The sequence below is a fragment of the Maridesulfovibrio bastinii DSM 16055 genome (assembly GCF_000429985.1).
Taxonomy (GTDB): domain Bacteria; phylum Desulfobacterota; class Desulfovibrionia; order Desulfovibrionales; family Desulfovibrionaceae; genus Maridesulfovibrio; species Maridesulfovibrio bastinii.
On record NZ_KE387016.1, the window covers coordinates 147,850 to 167,343 of the forward strand.

General features: G+C 42.8%; 15 protein-coding genes. 9 read left to right on the forward strand and 6 right to left on the reverse strand.

Annotated elements, in window-relative coordinates:
• The first annotated feature begins 48 nt into the window (after window positions 1-48).
• Both G496_RS0118135 and feoB read left to right on the forward strand, forming a co-directional pair.
• Window positions 49-282 (forward strand): FeoA family protein, encoded by a 234-nt coding sequence (locus G496_RS0118135; protein WP_027180523.1) that lies wholly within the window; start codon window positions 49-51, stop codon window positions 280-282.
• Window positions 283-286: 4 nt separating this feature from the next.
• Window positions 287-2,470, forward strand: coding sequence for a ferrous iron transport protein B (feoB, locus tag G496_RS0118140; RefSeq protein ID WP_027180524.1), 2,184 nt, complete (start codon window positions 287-289; stop codon window positions 2,468-2,470).
• A gap of 130 nt (window positions 2,471-2,600) precedes the next feature.
• Here feoB and clpB read toward each other — a convergent pair whose 3' ends face one another.
• The 6 genes from clpB to coaE all read right to left on the reverse strand — a co-directional run bounded on the left by clpB (window position 2,601) and on the right by coaE (window position 11,484).
• A complete protein-coding gene (clpB, locus tag G496_RS0118145) occupies window positions 2,601-5,207 on the reverse strand; it encodes an ATP-dependent chaperone ClpB (RefSeq protein ID WP_027180525.1) in 2,607 nt (868 codons plus the stop codon).
• Between the two features lie 158 nt (window positions 5,208-5,365).
• The gene (locus tag G496_RS0118150) at window positions 5,366-5,680 is read right to left on the reverse strand and encodes a chaperone modulator CbpM (protein ID WP_027180526.1); all 315 of its coding nucleotides are present in this window, start codon (window positions 5,678-5,680) and stop codon (window positions 5,366-5,368) included.
• Window positions 5,681-5,736: 56 nt separating this feature from the next.
• Window positions 5,737-6,732 carry a DnaJ C-terminal domain-containing protein gene (locus G496_RS0118155; protein ID WP_027180527.1) on the reverse strand — a complete coding sequence of 332 codons (996 nt, stop codon included), beginning with the start codon at window positions 6,730-6,732 and terminating at the stop codon, window positions 5,737-5,739.
• A gap of 214 nt (window positions 6,733-6,946) precedes the next feature.
• Window positions 6,947-8,731, reverse strand: a complete 1,785-nt coding sequence (locus G496_RS0118160; protein ID WP_027180528.1) for an SLC13 family permease — start codon at window positions 8,729-8,731, stop codon at window positions 6,947-6,949.
• Between the two features lie 11 nt (window positions 8,732-8,742).
• Window positions 8,743-9,471, reverse strand: coding sequence for a rhomboid family intramembrane serine protease (locus G496_RS0118165; protein ID WP_027180529.1), 729 nt, complete (start codon window positions 9,469-9,471; stop codon window positions 8,743-8,745).
• Window positions 9,472-9,831: 360 nt separating this feature from the next.
• Window positions 9,832-11,484: a dephospho-CoA kinase gene (gene coaE / locus G496_RS0118170; protein WP_027180530.1), complete on the reverse strand. Its 1,653-nt coding sequence runs from the start codon at window positions 11,482-11,484 to the stop codon at window positions 9,832-9,834.
• A gap of 196 nt (window positions 11,485-11,680) precedes the next feature.
• Here coaE and upp point away from each other — a divergent pair, with 196 nt between their 5' ends.
• The 7 genes from upp to leuC all read left to right on the forward strand — a co-directional run bounded on the left by upp (window position 11,681) and on the right by leuC (window position 19,490).
• Entirely contained in the window at window positions 11,681-12,307 is a 627-nt protein-coding gene (gene upp, locus G496_RS0118175) for a uracil phosphoribosyltransferase (RefSeq protein WP_027180531.1), read from the forward strand.
• 38 nt (window positions 12,308-12,345) lie between these two features.
• Window positions 12,346-13,584: a uracil-xanthine permease family protein gene (locus G496_RS0118180; protein WP_027180532.1), complete on the forward strand. Its 1,239-nt coding sequence runs from the start codon at window positions 12,346-12,348 to the stop codon at window positions 13,582-13,584.
• 215 nt (window positions 13,585-13,799) lie between these two features.
• The gene (mnmA, locus tag G496_RS0118185; RefSeq protein ID WP_027180533.1) at window positions 13,800-14,828 is read left to right on the forward strand and encodes a tRNA 2-thiouridine(34) synthase MnmA; all 1,029 of its coding nucleotides are present in this window, start codon (window positions 13,800-13,802) and stop codon (window positions 14,826-14,828) included.
• 237 nt (window positions 14,829-15,065) lie between these two features.
• Window positions 15,066-15,707, forward strand: a complete 642-nt coding sequence (locus G496_RS0118190) for a phosphatidylserine decarboxylase family protein (RefSeq protein WP_027180534.1) — start codon at window positions 15,066-15,068, stop codon at window positions 15,705-15,707.
• 73 nt (window positions 15,708-15,780) lie between these two features.
• Window positions 15,781-16,548, forward strand: coding sequence for a CDP-diacylglycerol--serine O-phosphatidyltransferase (pssA, locus tag G496_RS0118195; RefSeq protein ID WP_027180535.1), 768 nt, complete (start codon window positions 15,781-15,783; stop codon window positions 16,546-16,548).
• 142 nt (window positions 16,549-16,690) lie between these two features.
• Window positions 16,691-18,238 carry a 2-isopropylmalate synthase gene (locus tag G496_RS0118200; RefSeq protein ID WP_027180536.1) on the forward strand — a complete coding sequence of 516 codons (1,548 nt, stop codon included), beginning with the start codon at window positions 16,691-16,693 and terminating at the stop codon, window positions 18,236-18,238.
• Entirely contained in the window at window positions 18,231-19,490 is a 1,260-nt protein-coding gene (gene leuC, locus G496_RS0118205) for a 3-isopropylmalate dehydratase large subunit (RefSeq protein WP_027180537.1), read from the forward strand. The genes G496_RS0118200 and leuC overlap by 8 nt, the downstream gene beginning before the upstream one ends.
• Window positions 19,491-19,494: the final 4 nt, after the last annotated feature.

The following is a 19,494-nucleotide window of genomic DNA, read 5'->3' on the forward strand; positions in this document are numbered from 1 at the left end:
GCGTCATTTTGATATCGGGTTTCAATTTCAAGTAAACAGAGGGAAGTTATGTCGATTTCATTAAGGTCTATGAGAAAGGATCAACAGGGTAAGATTGTTGCTGTTTCAGCAAGCGGTCAATTGGGGAGGCGTATCAGGGACATGGGTCTTGTTCCCGGTACAGAGTTTAAGGTTGTCGGGCGTGCTCCGCTTCAGGATCCTGTGGCCCTCAGAATGAAAGGTTTTACCCTTACTCTCAGAAACAACGAAGCAGATTTTATTACTGTTGAAACCGAGGATTGATTATATGAGCAAAGAACTTTTTGTAGCTGTTTCCGGACAGCCAAACTGCGGTAAGAGCACTATGTTCAATGCTCTTACCGGAGCCACCGCGAGAGTCGGAAACTACCCGGGGATAACTGTTGATAGGGCTGAAGGGTACTACCGCAAGAATGATGACAATATTCATCTTGTAGACCTGCCGGGCACTTATTCACTGACCTCTTATTCAATGGAAGAGGTTGTAGCAAGAAACGTCATTGTTGATGAAAAACCCGACGTTGTAATCAACATGCTTGATGCTACGTCACTTGAAAGAAGCCTTTATCTGGCAATTCAGTTCATGGAGATCGGAGTTCCTGTTGTTCTCGGCCTGAACATGATGGATGAAGTTAAGAAGAAAGGGATAAGAATTAATTCTCAAAAACTTTCAGAGCTTCTTGGTGTTCCGGTTGTCGAATGCATCGCCAGAAAGGGCGTTGGCAAAGACAAACTTATGGAAGAAGTCAAAAAGGTTTCCGAAGAGCGCAAGGGACTTTGGAAGCCGGTGAATATTTCTTATGGTCATGATCTTGACCCGGTAATTGAAGAAATGAAGGAGCTGATAGTTGAGCACTCCTTTATGACTGACAGGTATGATCCGCATTGGCTTGCTGTAAAATATCTTGAAGAAGATGAAATTATTATAGCAAACGGTCGAGAATTAGGATCAATCTCAAGTCAGCTTGAAGATAAAGTTCATGAAATAGCAGCACACATCAAAAAAACCAAAGATACATATCCTGAAGCCGTGCTTGCTGACTACAGATACGGTTTTATTAATTCTATTTTAAAACAGGGTGTTATAAGCCGTGAAGATAATCTTCGCTTTGATCATTCTGATAAAATAGATATGGTCCTTACACAAAAATTTCTTGGTCCGATCATAATGCTCTGCGTTATGTTCGCAATGTTCTATATTACCTTTAATCTTGGTGCTTATCCACAGGGATGGGTTGAAGACGGATTCGGATGGCTGTCTTCAACTGTAAGCGGACTTTTGCCCGATGGTTTGCTGAAATCACTGATAGTCTCCGGAGTCATTGATGGTGTCGGTGCAGTTATGGGCTTTACACCGTTGATTCTGATTATGTTCGCCATGCTGGTCTTTCTTGAAGACCTTGGATACATGGCCCGAGTTGCTTATATGGTTGACCGTGTTTTCAGGATGTTCGGCTTACACGGTATGTCTATCATGCCTATGATTATGGCCGGTGGTCTTCCCGGAGGTTGCGCAGTTCCCGGAGTTATGAGTTGCAGAACTCTCAGAAGTCCTAAAGAGCGTATTGCAACTATACTCACAGCACCTTTCATGGTCTGCGGAGCCAAGACTACTGCCTACATATTAATAATCGGTGCTTTCTTCCCTGAAAATCCCACAACAGCGATGTTCGGTCTGGTTGTGCTTTCATGGGCTCTTGCTCTTATTGCTGCAAGATTACTTCGCTGGACAGCTCTTAAAGGTGAATCCACTCCGTTTGTAATGGAACTCCCACCTTATAGAATCCCGACACTCCATGGTGTTGCTGTACATACCTGGGATAGAGTCTGGCAGTATATCAAAAAAGCCGGTACCGTTATTCTTGCTATCTCCATCATCATGTGGGCGCTTATGACTTTCCCTCAGCTGCCTGCAGAACGTGTGGCTCAGTTTGATCAGCAGCGCCAGACTATTGAACAGCAGAGCATGGACTGGACCGGAACCAAAGATGAAATTAATGATAAACTCAGTGAAGCATTAAGCGAAGTGGATTTCGCTGAAAGTCAGGCTACATTGCAGAATTCTTACGCAGGAAAAATAAGCGATGCGATTTCTCCGGTAACAAATCTGGCAGGCTTCCCATGGCAGGCAAATATCTCCTTTATAGGTGCATTTGCAGCGAAAGAAGTATTTGTTTCTACAATGTCTACAGCATACTCACTGGGTGAAGAAGATCCTGAAGAAGCAACTCCGCTTCAGGCCAAGCTGGCAGCTGATCCGGCATGGACTCCGGCAGTTATCTGGTCGGTCATAGTCTTTATGATGGTCTATGTTCCCTGCATGGTCACGGTTGCTGTCATTATAAGAGAAACGAACTGGAAATGGGGAATGTTCTCTGTTTTTGGATCGATGGGATTCGGGTATATTCTCTCCGTTTTAATCTATCAGATCGGAACGGCGCTAGGATATTGACGATATAAAAATTAGATTCAACAAAGCCCGGTTCAGTTAAGCTGAACCGGGCTTTGTTATTCGTACTGAATAAAAAAAGAGCCCCTGCAGTCTCCTGCAGAGGCTCAACCAACTTATATAACTACAATTATCAGGATAGAAAAACGAGACCGTTTTCATCGGCATCAATTTTAACAGTATCACCTTCCTTAAGGCTGCCACTGATAATTTCTTTAGCCATTGCCGTTTCAAGGTTGGTCTGCAGAAAACGGCGAAGAGGCCGTGCTCCATAAACCGGATCATAAGCAGCATGAGCAATAAAGCTTTTAGCTTTGTCGGTAATATCAATTGACATTTTGCGATCTTCAAGACGTTTGCGGAGATTGTTGAGCTGAAGGTCAACAATCTGCTTAAGCTCATCTTCCAGCAAAGGTTTAAAGAGAACTGTTTCATCAACCCTGTTCAGGAATTCCGGTCTGAAGTGTCCCCTGAGAACAGAGAATACCTGATCTTCAATTCCGGGATTGAAATCTCCGTTTTTATTGATACCATCCAGAAGAATATCCGATCCCAGATTGGACGTCATAATTATGATTGTGTTTTTACAATCTACAGTCCGGCCCTGACTATCAGTAATTCTTCCGTCATCAAGAATCTGTAGCAGTACGTTGAAAACGTCAGTATGTGCTTTTTCGATTTCATCGAAAAGTACTACAGAATACGGTTTTCTGCGTATGGCTTCTGTCAGCTGACCGCCTTCATCATAACCTATGTATCCCGGAGGGGCTCCGATAAGTCTGGCGACAGCATGTTTTTCCATATATTCGGACATATCAATGCGGACAATGTTGTCTTCAGTGTCAAAGAGTGACTCCGCAAGTGCTTTGCAAAGTTCAGTTTTACCGACTCCTGTAGGACCAAGGAAGATAAATGAACCTATCGGACGGGAAGGGTCCTTTAATCCTGCTCTTGCCCTCAAGACAGCTTCGGAAACAGCTCTGACAGCATTATCCTGTCCAATTACTCTGCTATGCAGAATTTCCTGCAATTTAAGAAGTTTTTCTTTTTCACCTTCAAGCAGTCTGTTTACAGGAATACCCGTCCAGCGGGAAATTATATCGGCAACATCATCCGGGCCGACTTCTTCCTTCAACATTCTGACTTCACTACCATCATCGCCTTCAATTTCACTTTCAATTTCAGAAAGCTGTTTTTCAAGCTGGAGCAGGGTGGAGTAGCGTAGTTCAGCCGCACGGTTGTAGTCGAGCTTACGCTCGGCTTCGTCAGCTTCAATTTTAGTCTGCTCAATTCGGGCTTTCAAATCCCGTACTGATTCAATGGAACTTTTTTCTCTTTCCCACTGCTCAAGAAGTTCGGATTGCTTAACCTTGTAGTCACTGAGCATATCTTCAAGTTTTGCCAGTCTTTCCCGTGAGGCCAGATCATTTTCACGTCTCAAAGCTTCACGTTCTATTTCTGCCTGAAGAATCTGTCTGCTGATCTTATCCAGTTCGTACGGCTGTGAATCTATTTCAGTTCTGATCATTGCCGCAGCTTCATCGATAAGGTCGATCGCTTTATCAGGGAGCTGACGATCAGTTATGTACCTGTGCGAGAGAGTCGAAGCCTCGACAATCGCTCTGTCGCTGATCCTTACTCCATGGTGGACCTCAAATTTTTCTTTAAGGCCGCGGAGTATGGAGATAGTATCTTCAACAGTCGGTTCCTCGACCAGTACCGTCTGGAATCTGCGTTCCAGAGCCGGATCTTTTTCAATATGCTTTCTGTATTCGTCAGTTGTGGTGGCACCGATACAATGGAGTTCTCCTCTTGCCAGCATTGGCTTAAGCAGGTTTCCTGCATCCATGGCACCATCAGTACGTCCGGCTCCGACGATAGTATGGATTTCATCAATAAAGATGATGATTCGTCCGTCTGATTCCTGAACTTCTTTGAGAACGGCCTTGAGTCTCTCTTCAAATTCTCCACGGTATTTAGCTCCTGCAATCAGAGCACCCATATCGAGCATGAAGATTGTTTTATCCTTAAGGCCTTCGGGAACATCCTGTTTGACTATCCGCTGGGCAAGACCTTCAATTATTGCCGTTTTACCGACTCCAGCTTCACCGATAAGGACAGGGTTGTTCTTGGTTCTTCTTGAAAGAATTCTGACCACACGTCTTATTTCGGCATCACGACCGATAACAGGGTCAAGCTTACCTTTTTTAGCTTCATCAACCAGATCTCGACCATATTTTTTAAGTGCGTCATAGGTTGCTTCAGGGTTATCATTAGTAACACGCTGATTGCCGCGAATCGAAGTCATGGCTTCAAGAACTTTGTCTTTGGTAAGGTTAAAATCACTATTGACCCTGCCTACACCAGAGCTTGAAGGCTCGTTCATAAGTGCGAGAAAAAGATGTTCAACACTTATAAATTCGTCTTTCATACGGCTGGCGATTTTTTCAGCTTCAGCCATGGCTCTGTTTAGCCGTGGGGTTACGTAGACCTGACCTGGCTGGGCTCCCGGTCCGCTTACACTTGGAAGTTTTTTTATCTGTTCCAGTACTGCTTTGTGATAGGCAGAGGGATCAATTCCTGATTTTTCGAGAATTTTAGAAACTATACCCCCTTCCTGCTCGATAAGTGCAAGAAGAAGATGTTCAGCATCAATCTGCTGCTGTCCGTTGTTTATTGCAATTGATTGTGCTGCGCCAATGGCTTCGTTGGTCTTTTGAGTGAATTTATTCGGATCCATATATGTTTGTCTCCTATATTAACTTGTCCTGACTGAGACATAAGACCGCCGTTGACGTATCCCCAGTAATTCAGGGGGATTTTCCTGCTTCTAATTCCATTTTGCAGGATAATGGGAGGGCTGTTGAGTCAGTCATGGATTTACTTGCAATTTTAAATCTAAATAAGTCTGCGCATTTCGCTAAGCCGCACTTCCAGCTGCTCTATGCGTTCCAGAAGATCTACAATAATAGAGCCTCCGGCAGCTGAAATTTCAAGATCACGACACAGTCTTGCCAGCTTTTTCAGCCGGTAAAGGTCTTTTGAACCAAAGAGAAAATCTCCATCCCCGGTCTTAACAGGGGATATCCATTCATACTCTATCAGTTCCAGCAGGGTGTTTCCTTTAATACCGGTCATATCCAGTATCTGGGTGAACGCCAGCCTTGTAGAACGTATTGGTAGAGACTCTTTATCGTTTTCTTTCAAGTACATCAGCTATACCTCATCTTGCGGTTTTACTGCGGACTTAGCTTATAATAATGTTACATTCAGAATTTTCTAGGGTTGAAGTTTGCTGTTTCTGCAATCTTGTTCCAGAGTTCTTTCATCTTATCGTCTTCGGCTTTGGGGACCTGAATCATTATTCTGATAAACTGGTCTCCCTTACGGCTTCCACTTCCGAGGCCGCGGCCCTTTACTCTGAGCTTTTTGCCACTTCCAATCCCTGCCGGGATATTCATCTCAATCCTTCCATCAAGGGTAGGAACCTGAATTTTAGCTCCGAGGGCAGCTTCCCAGGGTGCCAGCGGCAGATCAAGAACAACATTGTTATCTTCCACTTTGAAGATGGAGTGTGGTGCTATTCTTACTTTTAAGTACAGATCACCACGCGGTCCGTCATTTGGTCCCGGAGAACCCTGACCTGAAAGTCTTATTTTCTGTCCATCTTTAATTCCTGCCGGAACATTAATGTTCAGATTTTTGGACTGGATCATCGGATTTCCACCGGGTCCTGTCGCTCTCTCCTGAACCGTGATGGATTTTGATCCACCTTTGTAAGCCTCTTCAAGAGTCAGTGAAATTGTTGTTTCAGAGTCGGAACCTCTTCTTGGTCCCTGATTGAAGCCGCCGAACTGGTCCTGAAATCCTCCTCCTGAGAATCTTGAACCCTGAGCTCCACCTCCGAATCCTCCTCCGAAAATAGTTTCGAAGAAGTCACTGAATCCTCCTCCAGAGAATCCTCCGGCTCCACCTCCACCGAAACCTGAAAAATTCATGTTCTCATAGCCCGGCGGCGGTTGGAAATTCTGACCATGCTCCCAGTCGGAACCGAACTGATCATAAAGCTTACGCTTTTTAGGATCTTTAAGAACCTCGTAAGCTTCATTAATTTCTTTGAATTTGGTTTCAGCTTCAGGGTTATCCGGGTTTAGATCCGGATGGTGTTTACGGGCCAGTTTTTTAAATGCCTTGGCAATTTCCTCTTTAGAGGCCGACCTGGAAACTCCGAGAAGTTTGTAATAATCTTTATATTCAACGCTCATTCCAGAGTAACTCCTTAATTTGTTTAAGCAGCCATAGACTCGCTTTACTGTATCAAAATAAATCAGCGTTTAATCAAGTCAAGCGGAATGATTGAATTTCAATTGAATATTTCAAGGCGTGAGTCCGTTTTTTATAGCTTCAGTTGTTATTTTTACTACGCTCATACTCTGGATTTCCGGCATAATTTTTTAAGCCGAGGATGACAAAGCCGCATTAGTAAAAGAGGGTGACAAAAGTTGTGGTGACTATGAGAAAAATTATTGTCATGGGTGTACCGGATTTTATGTAGTCTTTGGCTGTGTAATGCCCGGGTCCCATATAAAGGGCGTTAACCTGATGAGTCGGTAATACGAATGAGTTGGATGCGGTCAAAGCTACCATGAGAGCAGCAGCTCTGGGATCAGCACCGGAATTCTGGGCCATATCCATCATAAGTGGAATAAGCAGAACAGCCGCACCTACATTTGAAATTATAAGTGTGAAAATTGTAGTTATTACGCCTACTATCAGATAAAAAATTGCCGGTGGCGGAGAACCTGTAAATTGCATCAGGTATTTTCCAATCCATGGAGCTGTTCCGGTAGTCTGCATTGCCGCTCCAAGCGGAATTAACCCGCCAAGGAGGAAAACAGTTCTCCAGTCAACGCTTCTGTACGCATCGTCAACATCTATGACTTTTAGCAGAATCATGCTTATCGCACCGGTCATGAGGCATACGGATAACTCAAGATTGCTGAAAGCTACCAGACCGGAAGTCAGTATGAAGGAAAAAAGAGCTCTGGCGGCAAGATCGTACCTTGGAACTTCGTGATCCAGAGATTGTACATAAAGTATATCCTGCTTTGACAGCATCCTTTGAAAAGTTTCCCATGTTCCGTGTAGAAGGAGTGAATCTCCGGTACGAAGTACAGTGTCCACAAAGCCGCTGGATTTGGTTTTATTTCCTCGTGTAAAGGAAAGTACCGTCATCAGGTGGTCGTGACGGAATCTTATATCACCAATAGTTTTGCCTATAAGTTTTGATTGCTGTGGTATCAGACCTTCAACCACTCCTGATTGTTCCTGTGACATTTTTTCAGCGAAGATTTTTAATTCCGGTCTTTTTTTGAATCCATGAATCTGTTCCAGAAGATATATTTTTTGAAGGGAACCGTAGGCTGCAATTACTGTATCGGGCTTGATGAACATAGATCTGTCTGGAGGAAAAACCATATCACGCCCTGATTTTGAAGCCATTGCAACCGTATGGACATTGAACGCTTCACAAAGGTCCATTACGGTTGTGTCTTCAAATTCTGATGGAACTTCCAGCTCATAAAGTTCTCCGAGTTCAGGGTAAAGAGCCATCAGGTTGAAGTCATGTTTTTTTGTTTCGGGATTATCAGGCAGAACAAACTTTCCGGCAAAAATAAAATACAATATTCCGCATGTGACAAGGCTCAAGCCGATTGGCATTACACTGAACAAATTAAACGGTTTTAAATTGTATGGTTCAAGAAGGTCGTTAAGCATAATCAGCGGGCTTGAACCTACAAGAGTAACCGTACCGCCAAGAATTGCAGAAAATGCGACCGGCATGAGAATTTTTGAAATAGGGATACCTGATTTTCTTGAAACTCTGCGTATTGCAGGTAGAAAAAGTGCTGCGGCACCTGTGTTCTGCATGAAACTTGAAATGATTGCCACTGTTGCCGCAATGAAAATGATTATTCTGTTCTTGCTTTTGCCGGCTGCTTTTATAAGTGGAGTCATTAAACGGTTTATTATTCCGGACCTGTCCAAACCTCGGCCGATAATAAGGACAGCAATAATTGATATGACCGCATTTGAGGAAAACCCCATAAAGGTTTCAGTGCCTTTAAGTATTCCGGTTAAGGGCAGAGCCACCATTACGCCCATTGCAACAATATCAACTCTTAAAATATCTGCGATGAAGAAAAATATTGTAACAGCCACAAGAATGAGAATTGTAATCATGTCCGGTGTCAGCTCAGCCATTTAAAATCCCCTTAGCTTACCTTTTTCTCATAACGTTTGTTCTCTGGAATGTAGCAGTACTTACAGTTCTTTTTATCAGCAAAAAGATTAATCAGTAATGCTCCGGCGAGAAATCCTCCTATGTGTGCTCCCCATGCAACTCCCTGTGAAGCTCCGGAAAGAGAATCAAATATACCTGAAAAAATTTGAATGACAAACCAAACAGCAAGGAAAAGTCCTACCGGAAGATTTATGAAATAGGGGATTATTATAATAGGGAATAAAGTCAGAATTTTAGCATGCGGATAAAGAACAAGATAGCCGCCCATTATACCGGCGATGGCTCCGGATGCTCCTATGACCGGGACACTTGAATCAGAGTTGAAAATAATTTGGACTAAAGCTGCTATCACCCCGCATAATATATAGAAGATGAGAAACTTTAGGTGCCCGGTTGCGTCTTCAACATTATCAGCGAAAATCCACAGGGTCCAAATATTGAAAATAAGATGCAGCCATCCTCCATGTAGAAACATATAGCTAAATAATGGAAGAATGATCTGTCCCGGATATCCTGCTGCCGCGGCCCATTCAGGGAAAAAATATCTGGCCGGAACAACACCGAAAATATGGAAAAGAGCTGAGCGGATTTGTGTGGAGAGAGATATTTCAAAGAGGAAGACTATAATATTCAGGGCAATTATCAATCTTAGAACTATCGGCGTCAATTCTCCGGGAATATTGTCTTTAACGGGGATCATCTATCCTCAGCAGGGTTATTATTTATAGTTGTGAAATGAATTTATATTATCTGACAATAATTCCTTCTGATAAGTGCTGTAAAGCTTAATTGAAAATACGCTGGGAATATAAAAAAGGATCCCCGCCTGGGGGAGGCGGAGATCCTGCTACAGTTCTTCTATGGAGGTTCACTCTTCAACATGTTTCCGGGGCGGGGTTGTGGTGTAAGGAGAATCCTCTTTTTTAAAATAGGCTTTCACCTTAATTATTTATTATGTGTTCATTCTCTCTTTTTACCACTTAATCCATCGCCTCAGATCTATTTATAAAATAATGTCTCATGCCTGACAGTCAAGTCTACAGAAAATATTTATCGTATTTTAGTCATACTGCTGCGGGGCAAAAAATAATTTTATCTGTTCCTTGAAGTTTGTTCTTTTTTCTAAAATTATTTTATTTATTTCATTTACAGCTTTTCTGGTTTCTTCTGACAATTCGTCTATTCCGCTATAATTATTTATTATAACGTCACTGGATTGAAGTTTAGAATTCTGGTCCCATTGCCATGAATCCAGAGTTGCAAGCATTTGGGGTGAAATTTTTCTTTTTTTTCTGAGTTCACCGGTTCTCTTTTCTTCCGGGCAGTTAACCCCTACGATCAGATCAACATAACCTTTTTTGTGCCACCCGCCTTCAAGAAGTAGAGGTATTTCAGCCACAGCAAAATCGGACGTGGAGTTGGATTTAAAAAATTCATTCATTTCATGAAGCACAATGGGATGGACTATATCCATAATTTCTTTACGTAAAAGATCTTCACCACACATTGCTTCAAATAAAACTTTTTTATCGACAGCCCCTGTTTCAGGATTGATGTAAGTTGAGCCGAATCGTTGTTTGATTAATTCTGTTCCGTCTCCGTCTTCCTGATAAGATTTTGCAACGGATTCATCTGCGCTGAAAACAGGTACGCCCATATTTTTGAATATTCCTAGAACAGTGGACTTTCCACTTCCCGGCATGCCGATCAGACCTATTCTTAATGTTCTGGTGTTAAGAGCCTCAAGGACTTTTATAAAATCTTCAGGAGGTGCTGATGTAAAATGCATTGGTTCTTCTGTTTCAGGATGGGTAAAGCTGATATCGAAGGCATGCAGCATTTGACTTGTTGCCAGTTTACCAATTTCAGGCAGATTCTCCATCATAACGGAATGCTGCTGAGCACCATAAACAAGATCTCCTACAAGCGGATGGCCGATATGAGCCATGTGTACTCTTATCTGATGGGTTCTGCCTGTATAGATGCGGACTTTGACCAGAGAGGCTGAATTGTCGCTGGATGTCCATAGAACTTCATATTTACTGCGGGCTTCACGTCCGCCTTTAGCTGTAACAGCCATTCTTGTTTTTATTGAAGGGTGTCTCCCGATCGGGTCTTCAATTTCTCCGAAAGGTCTGTCCGGCTTTCCGTGAATTATTGCAAGATAGGTTTTAGAAACTTCCCGCGATGCAAAATCTTCTGCAAGGCGGATGCGGCTGTGTTCATGCCTTGCAACGACTATCAGCCCGGAGGTATCTTTATCCAGACGATGAACAATTCCGGGGCGCCATTCATGCATCTTTTTTATTTCTGGAAAATAAGAAATCATCCTGTGAACAAGTGTACCTGTCATGCAGCTTGGAGCAGGATGAGTGGTTAACCCTGCTTCTTTATTAATGACTACCAGATCATCATCTTTATAAACTATTTCAAGCGGGCCTTTTTCTGGAATGAGTTCGGCGTTAATGATTTCACCTTTGAAGGTTACAGTTTCGTCTCCATCAAGTTTAGTGTTCGGTTTTTTACAGGGAGCACCATTGATCTGGGCATTACCTTTTTTTATCCATTCTTTTACTTTTTCTCTGGAGATACCTTCATCTTCAAGTCTGGAGCTAAGAAATTTATCCAGTCTTACATTTCTGTCTTCAATGTCGGCCTGTAATTCCCATTCCGGAATATTCGTATTCTCTTTTTCATTATAATCTTCAGTCATTAACAGCTCCCGTATATTTATTATTGTATTTTAATTTTATTCTGGTTTATCATTATGTGAAGGTGTAAAAAAACAGCGTATATTTTTAATAATTAAATCTTTGCTTGACCATGGAGTTCATGGCATATAGAAACACGAAGTTTTGTCGTTTGAACACCTGTTATTTAACCTGTAAAACTTAGTTAAGGAGGCCATGGTGGCGGTAAATGTGGTAAACCATCCTTTGGTTAGACACAAGCTCGGTATACTTCGTCAAAACGGAATAAGCACAAGCCGTTTTCGTGATCTTGCAACAGAAATTTCAAGACTTCTCACATACGAAGCAACTAAAGATCTGGCAACCGAAAGATACACTATAGAGGGTTGGGCCGGAGAAGTCGAAGTTGACATGATCAAAGGTAAAAAAATTACGGTGGTACCGATTCTCAGAGCCGGCCTTGGAATGATGGACGGTGTTCTTGATATGGTTCCGGGTGCTAAAGTAAGCGTTGTAGGTTTCTACCGCAACGAAGAAACCCTGAAACCTGTTCAGTATTATGTTAAGCTTGCAAAAAATATTGAAGAACGCATCGCTATCATTCTTGACCCCATGCTTGCGACTGGCGGAACCCTGCTTGCAACAATCGAGCTTTTGAAAGAAGCCGGATGCAAAAATATCAAGGGACTTTTCCTTGTTGCAGCTCCTGAAGGCATTGAGAAAATAACTTCACTCCATCCCGATGTGGATATCTATACAGCATCTGTAGATGAAAAACTTAATGATGTAGGTTATATCCTTCCTGGTCTCGGTGATGCTGGCGATAAAATTTTTGGCACCAAATAAGGTGCCTTTTTTTTGTCCAACTTTTTAATGGGGGAAAAATGAGTATTTCCGATACCGAATATCAGTTTAGAGCCAAAGATTTTTTCATTGGTGCCCAGATGCTGTTTGTGGCTTTTGGTGCATTGGTTCTTGTGCCTCTGCTTACAGGATTGAATCCTAACGTAGCCCTTTTGACAGCCGGGCTTGGAACTTTATTGTTTCAGGTTGTTACGCGCGGCAGGGTCCCTATTTTTCTTGCTTCTTCTTTTGCCTTCATAGCTCCTATTATCTACGGTGTTCAGACTTGGGGAGTTCCTTCAACCATGTGCGGTTTGTTCGCCGCTGGCCTTTTTTATGTTGCTCTCAGCTTTTTTATTCGCTGGAAGGGCGTTGGAATTGTCAGAAAAATTCTTCCTCCTATAGTTACCGGACCGGTAATTATGGTTATCGGACTGATACTGGCTCCTAATGCTGTTAATATGGCCATGGGTAAAACAGGTGATGGCAGTGCGGTTCTGGTTGCTGAACACTCAGCTCTGATTATTTCCATGATTTCACTTGCAGTGACAGTTATTGTTTCACTTATGGGCAAGGGATGGCTTAAACTCATTCCCATTTTGTGCGGAATTGTAGCAGGATATATAGTTTCTCTTTTTATGGGACTTGTCAGTTTTACAAAAATAGCTGAAGCCGCATGGTTCTCGGTTCCTAATTTTACCTTCCCGCAATGGAACCTTGACGCTGTTCTTTTCATTGTCCCGGTTGCCATTGCCCCCGCAATCGAGCATTTCGGTGATATTCTAGCCATCAGTTCAGTTACAGGTAAGGACTACCTTAAAGATCCCGGCATTCAGAACACCATGCTCGGTGATGGTCTGGCAACCTCTTTGGCAGCTCTTCTGGGTGGACCTCCGAATACAACCTATTCGGAAGTTACCGGCGCAGTTGCATTGGTGAAGGCTTTTAATCCTGCCATTATGACCTGGGCTGCTATTGTTGCTATTCTTCTGGCTTTTGTCGGCAAAGTTGGTGTGTTCCTGCAGACTATTCCAGTTCCTGTAATGGGCGGAATCATGGTTCTTCTTTTTGGAGCTATTATGGTTGTAGGTATGAATACACTAGTCAGTGCCGGTGAAAATCTTATGGAGCCAAGAAATCTGGCCGTTGTAGCTTTGATTATTATTTTTGGTGTAGGCGGAATGGCTGTTCCCATCGGGTCTTTCCATCTTGGTGGAATAGGCCTTGCCGGTATGCTTGGGGTTATTTTAAACCTTGTCTTGCCAAAGAGCGAAGAATAGATAAAAAACACGAAAATATTTATATTTAATGGTATGGTAGTTGCCCGAAGACCTGAAATAAGGGTTTTCGGGCCATTTTATTTGAATGAGAGACTTTGTTACGGGGATTTATGGAAATGATTAATGTTCAGACCTCTATCAATAAAGAAGAGTCAGGCTTCAGAGATTTGAAGTTTGACCGGCTTGTTGATTCTGTAAAAGGGCGCAGAGTTGCTATGGCCGTCAGTGGCGGAGCAGACAGTCTGCTTTCTTTGGTCTTACTTAAAGAAAGCGGAGCTGAAGTTGTAGCTGTGCATGGCGTTTTCATCAGTTCGGAACATTCTGAAAAAGCTGTTTCAGGATTAAGCCGCAGATGCGCTGAACTGGATGTTGAATTTCATAGTCTTGATCTTGTCTCCGACTTCAACCAGATGGTGGTTGAACCCTTTGTAACGGATTATCTCATTGGCAAAACACCAAATCCCTGCGCTAGATGTAATCCGGCAATAAAATTCGGGAAAATTTTTGCTGCCTGTGAAAAATATGGGGCTTCCATGCTTGGCACAGGTCATTATGTGCGTATCGCTGAACATTCTGATTTTGGAAAGGTTCTTGTCCGCGGTGCTGACAGTGGAAAAGATCAGAGCTACTTTCTATCACTGGTCCCATCTGAAAAGCTTCATAAAGCTGTATTCCCGTTAGGAGGGATGAGTAAAAAAGCCGTGTATGAAGAATTGGAAAAACGTGAAATCGAGATTCCGCTTCCTTCCGAAAGTCAGGAAATATGTTTTGTTCCGGATGATGATTATCGCCTTTTTCTGCAAAATAAGGGAGTGCAGCTACCTGAAGGTGGAAAAATCATTTTAAGTGACGGCAGGCAGGTTGGCAGACATGAGGGGCTTTGGAGGTATACTCAGGGACAGAGAAAAGGGCTTGGAATTGCATGGAGTGAACCTTTGTATGTTCTTGATAAAGAAGTGAATGAGAACACACTTGTAGTAGGAACAAGAAACGAATTGGATTCGTACGGTTGTACCGCATCAGGGGCAAACATTCTGGTTGACCACGAGCTTTGGCCTGCAGAAGTATTATTACAGACAAGGTATAGACAAAAGGCTAAGCCGGCAAAAGTTGTTGTTGACGGTGAGTTTTTAAAATTTGAATTTTTGGAACCGCATACAAGGCCTACTCCCGGTCAGATTGCAGCCGTATATTCTAATGATGGTGCTGTTCTCGCTGGGGGAGTTATTGAAAAAGAGTCTTAGTGCAACCAGCTTGTAGTCCATGGTCTTGTCTCTTAATTTACTCTCATGAATCCTTAATTTTACACACTCATTGGAACTATCTCAATCTGTTCGTTATCTTGAGTGAGTTTGAATTTAGTAATCAAGTTGACCTTTTAAAATATGACAGCTATAGCTAAAACTCAGTTTTGTGTCGTTATATAATAAGTAATATGCTTGGTCTTTTTAGCTGTTAAATATAATTATAAGGTAGGATATATGCGTAAACCATCAGTTGGAGTAAGCCTGGAAGGGCTTCCTTACATTTTTCTAAGTGCTTTTACCACTCTGTGTTTTGCTATACTTGACTGTTGGTTCATGACCATTCTGCTTCTTGCTCTGACGGCTTTTGTAGCCCATTTTTTCAGAGATCCTGAAAGAGTTCAGCCCGAAGATGCCGATGCGGTTGTTTCCCCGGCTGACGGAAAAATTATAAAAGTCGAAATGATGAATGACCCGCTTACCGGTGAATCCCGTCAGGCTATCTGCATTTTTATGAATGTTTTTAATGTGCATGTTAATAGAATGCCTGTATCTGGTAAGATTGACAGAATCAGATATATCCCCGGAAAATATTTCAATGCGTCTTTTGATAAAGCCAGCACTGATAATGAACGCAATGTCGTTGAAATTATTGGCAAAGGAAACCAGAGATTTACCATGGTTCAGATTGCAGGTCTTATTGCCAGAAGAATTGTCTGCTGGGCTGAAAAGGGTGACCGCCTGAAAAGAGCTGACCGTTATGGTCTTATTAAGTTCGGTTCTCGGGTTGACCTTTATCTTCCGGAAGGCTATGAACCCACAGTTCATATCGGTGACAAAGTTATCGCCGGTGAAACTGCTATCGCAGAAAAGCGTTGATTTCTTGAAAACTATTTTGTAGTTCAAAGAACAGAACGATTTTTTTAGTTAAACAAATAATTCGAGATTAATGATGGCTAGGGAAAAGAAATTGCCGAAACATAAGGGCGTCTACATATTGCCCAACCTGCTTACCACAGCAAGCCTCTTTTGCGGCTTTCTGGGGATGACGTGGGCTGTTGAAGGCAAATTCGAAATGTGTGCTGTTGCAATTTTTGTCAGCGCCCTGTTCGACGGTTTGGATGGTAAGGTTGCGAGATTGACCGGCACCAGCAGTGAGTTTGGAATTCAACTTGACTCACTTGCTGATCTTGTTGCTTTCGGTGTCACTCCCGCATTTATGATATATCAGTGGAAATTGCATGAGTTCGGCAGACTTGGATTGTTAGCTGCATTTCTGCTCATAGCCTGTGGAGCATTGCGTCTTGCCCGCTTTAATGTTCAGACATCAATTACTCCCAAATCATTTTTTATAGGCCTGCCTATCCCTGCCGGTGGATGTACACTGGCTTCTCTCGTATTGTTTGAGCCTTTCATTTCCGGCCATGTGATTCATGGTGCAATTCCTGTCTTCAGTCTTATTCTGGTATACTGTCTGTCTTTTATGATGGTCAGTACCGTTCGCTACTATTCCTTCAAAGATATCGGAATGTTCAAAGCTCATCCTTTCAGCTCTATGGTTACCGCGATTGTTATTTTCGTGCTGGTTGCCTCTCAGCCTAAATTTTTAGGTTTCATTATTTTTGCGAGCTATCTCATTTCCGGTCCTATCTACACCGTATTCTTTCTTGCCCGCCGGAGCTCCAAGCTACTAGGCAAGTCCTCCAAAGAACTTATGTAATTTCGGCAGAAATCCCTGCCGGGGTTTCATGTCAGTTTTTTTGGAGGACGGTAATACTTCCGTTCCTGTCGTTTCACCACATTCTTTTTTTAATGACATAAACTGGGCTTAACGCTCAGTTGGAAAATATGGAGATATTATAATGTCTGACAAAGTCTATATTTTTGATACTACCCTGAGAGACGGAGAACAGTCACCCGGCGCAACAATGAACATCAGCGAAAAGATTAATATGGCCCGTCAGCTGGAGAAGCTGGGAGTTGATATTATTGAAGCCGGTTTTCCCGCTGCCAGTAATGGTGATTTTGAGGCTGTAAAAACTATTGCCCAGTCAGTGGATAACATTCAGGTTGCAGGACTCTCAAGAGCTGTTTTGTCTGATATTGACCGTGCATGGGAAGCTGTGCGTTATGCTAAAAATCCGAGGATTCATACTTTCATAGCTACTTCGGATATTCACATGAAGCATAAATTCAACAAGGAACCTGATGAAATTCTTGAAATGGCCCGCAAGGCTGTTCGTCATGCTGCTTCATTAACTCCGAATGTAGAATTTTCAGCTGAGGATGCCTCCCGTTCACGCTGGGATTTTCTGGTTAGTGTTGTTGAAGCTGTGATTGATGAAGGTGCAACAACTATCAATATTCCTGATACTGTCGGTTATGCCCAGCCTGGAGAATTCGGTGAGCTGATACGCTATCTGATAAAAAATGTTTCCAACAGCTCAAAAGCTATCTTCAGTGTCCATTGTCATAATGATTTGGGATTGGGAGTAGCAAATACTCTCGAAGCTATTAAAGCAGGAGCAAGACAGGCAGAAGTCACTCTTTGCGGAATAGGTGAAAGAGCCGGTAACGCAGCTTTGGAAGAAGTTGTGATGGCTTTGCATACCAGAAAGGATTATTATGATATTGATACATCTGTTCATACTGAGCAGTTGTTCCCGTCATGCCGAAGACTCTCAAGCACCATCGGTCAGCCGCTGTCTCCATATAAAGCCATAGTCGGCGCAAATGCTTTTGCCCATGAATCAGGAATTCATCAGGATGGCATGATTAAAAATCGTCAGACTTATGAAATCATGACTCCTGAATCCATTGGTAAAAAAGGAACTTCAATTGTTATCGGTAAACATTCCGGTCGTAATGCCCTTGGTACAAAATTGAAAGAGATGGGGTATGATCTGAATGACGAGCAGATCGCTGACGTATTTGATGCTGTAAAATCCTTAGCTGATAAAAAAGAAGATATTTACGATGAGGACGTTGAAGCATTGGTACTGGAAGTAGCTTATAGAATCCATGATCTTTTCAAAGTTAAGGATTTAAGTGTCTTTTCAGGAACTTCCGGAGTTCCGCCTCATGCTGCTGTTATTCTGCAGGATTTCCGAAACGATGAAAGTAATCCGGTTGAGATAAAGGATGTCGGTTTTGGTGAAGGGCCTATCAATGCGGTCTTTTCCACAATCAACAGTCTGGTTGGTATTGAACCGGAACTCGGTTTGTATTCGGTTAATGCTGTTACAGGCGGAGCAGATGCTCAAGGCGCAGTAACAGTTCATATTTCTGAAAATGGTTTGAAATCTATCGGCCGTGGTTCTGATGAAGACATTATTGTCGCCAGTGCCAAGGCCTACATCAACGCAATTAACAGGCTCGAACGTATTAAACAGGAGAAAAAGAATGCCTAAAACTTTAGCTGAAAAAATCCTTCAGGCGCATACTGATGAAGAAGTGCGCGAGCCGGGACAGATAGTTCGTTGTGAAGTTTCCATGGTTCTTGCTAACGACATTACAGCTCCACTGGCGATTAAATCATTCAACGCCATGGGTGCTGATAATGTTTTTAACAAAGACCGTGTGTCCCTTGTCTGTGACCATTTCACCCCCAATAAGGATATTGATTCCGCAGAACAGGTGAAGGTTGTACGTGAATTTGCTAAAGCCAAAGAGATTACCAACTATTATGAAGGCGGCGAAGTAGGCGTTGAACATGCACTTCTTCCTGAGCGTGGTCTTGTAGGTCCTTCCGATATTGTTGTCGGAGCAGACAGCCATACCTGTACCTATGGCGGACTCGGAGCTTTTGCTACCGGAATGGGATCAACTGATATCGCCGGAGCTATGGCTCTTGGCGAGACATGGTTTAAAATTCCACCTACCATTAAGGTAGAGCTTACCGGTACCCCTGAAAAATTTGTCGGAGCAAAAGATTATATCCTCAAATTGATCGGTGAAATCGGTGTTTCAGGTGCTTTATACAAAGCTCTTGAATTTTGTGGACCGGTTGTTGATGACCTGTCTGTTGAAGGCCGTATGACTATAGCCAATATGGCTATTGAAGCAGGCGGTAAAGTCGGTCTGTTCCCGGTTGATGCAAAAACTCTTGAATATTGTAAAGCTGCTGGCCGTACTGGTGACAGCGAGCTTACTGCTGACGAAGGTGCAACATACGAGCGCATTGTAAAAATTGATGTGACCGGTATGAAACCCCAGATTGCATGTCCTCATCTGCCTGAAAATGTAAAGCCTGTTGATGAAGTTAAGGATGTTGTAATCAATCAGTCTGTAATAGGATCATGTACAAACGGCAGAATTTCAGATCTGCGTGAAGCTGCTGCGGTTCTTAAAGGACATAAAGTTGATAAAAACGTTCGTCTGATCATTCTTCCTGCAACTCCGTCTATCTGGAAGCAGGCTCTTAAAGAAGGACTTCTTGAAATATTTATGGATGCCGGAGCTATTGTCGGACCAGCAACATGCGGTCCCTGCCTCGGTGGTCATATGGGTATTCTTGCTGGTGGTGAAAAGTCCATTTCAACTACCAACCGTAACTTCAAAGGACGTATGGGTAGCCTTGAAAGTGAAGTTTATCTTTCCGGTCCTGCTGTTGCTGCGGCCAGTGCCATTGCAGGAAAGATTATTGATCCTTCCTCCATATAATGAA

Coding starts and splice junctions, on each gene's coding strand:
- G496_RS0118135 (WP_027180523.1), top strand. CDS start 49: ATGTCGATTTCATTAAGGTCTATGAGAAAGGATCAACAGGGTAAGATT.
- feoB (WP_027180524.1), top strand. CDS start 287: ATGAGCAAAGAACTTTTTGTAGCTGTTTCCGGACAGCCAAACTGCGGT.
- clpB (WP_027180525.1), bottom strand. CDS start 5,207: ATGGATCCGAATAAATTCACTCAAAAGACCAACGAAGCCATTGGCGCA.
- G496_RS0118150 (WP_027180526.1), bottom strand. CDS start 5,680: ATGTACTTGAAAGAAAACGATAAAGAGTCTCTACCAATACGTTCTACA.
- G496_RS0118155 (WP_027180527.1), bottom strand. CDS start 6,732: ATGAGCGTTGAATATAAAGATTATTACAAACTTCTCGGAGTTTCCAGG.
- G496_RS0118160 (WP_027180528.1), bottom strand. CDS start 8,731: ATGGCTGAGCTGACACCGGACATGATTACAATTCTCATTCTTGTGGCT.
- G496_RS0118165 (WP_027180529.1), bottom strand. CDS start 9,471: ATGATCCCCGTTAAAGACAATATTCCCGGAGAATTGACGCCGATAGTT.
- coaE (WP_027180530.1), bottom strand. CDS start 11,484: ATGACTGAAGATTATAATGAAAAAGAGAATACGAATATTCCGGAATGG.
- G496_RS0118180 (WP_027180532.1), top strand. CDS start 12,346: ATGAGTATTTCCGATACCGAATATCAGTTTAGAGCCAAAGATTTTTTC.
- mnmA (WP_027180533.1), top strand. CDS start 13,800: ATGGCCGTCAGTGGCGGAGCAGACAGTCTGCTTTCTTTGGTCTTACTT.
- G496_RS0118190 (WP_027180534.1), top strand. CDS start 15,066: ATGCGTAAACCATCAGTTGGAGTAAGCCTGGAAGGGCTTCCTTACATT.
- pssA (WP_027180535.1), top strand. CDS start 15,781: ATGGCTAGGGAAAAGAAATTGCCGAAACATAAGGGCGTCTACATATTG.
- G496_RS0118200 (WP_027180536.1), top strand. CDS start 16,691: ATGTCTGACAAAGTCTATATTTTTGATACTACCCTGAGAGACGGAGAA.
- leuC (WP_027180537.1), top strand. CDS start 18,231: ATGCCTAAAACTTTAGCTGAAAAAATCCTTCAGGCGCATACTGATGAA.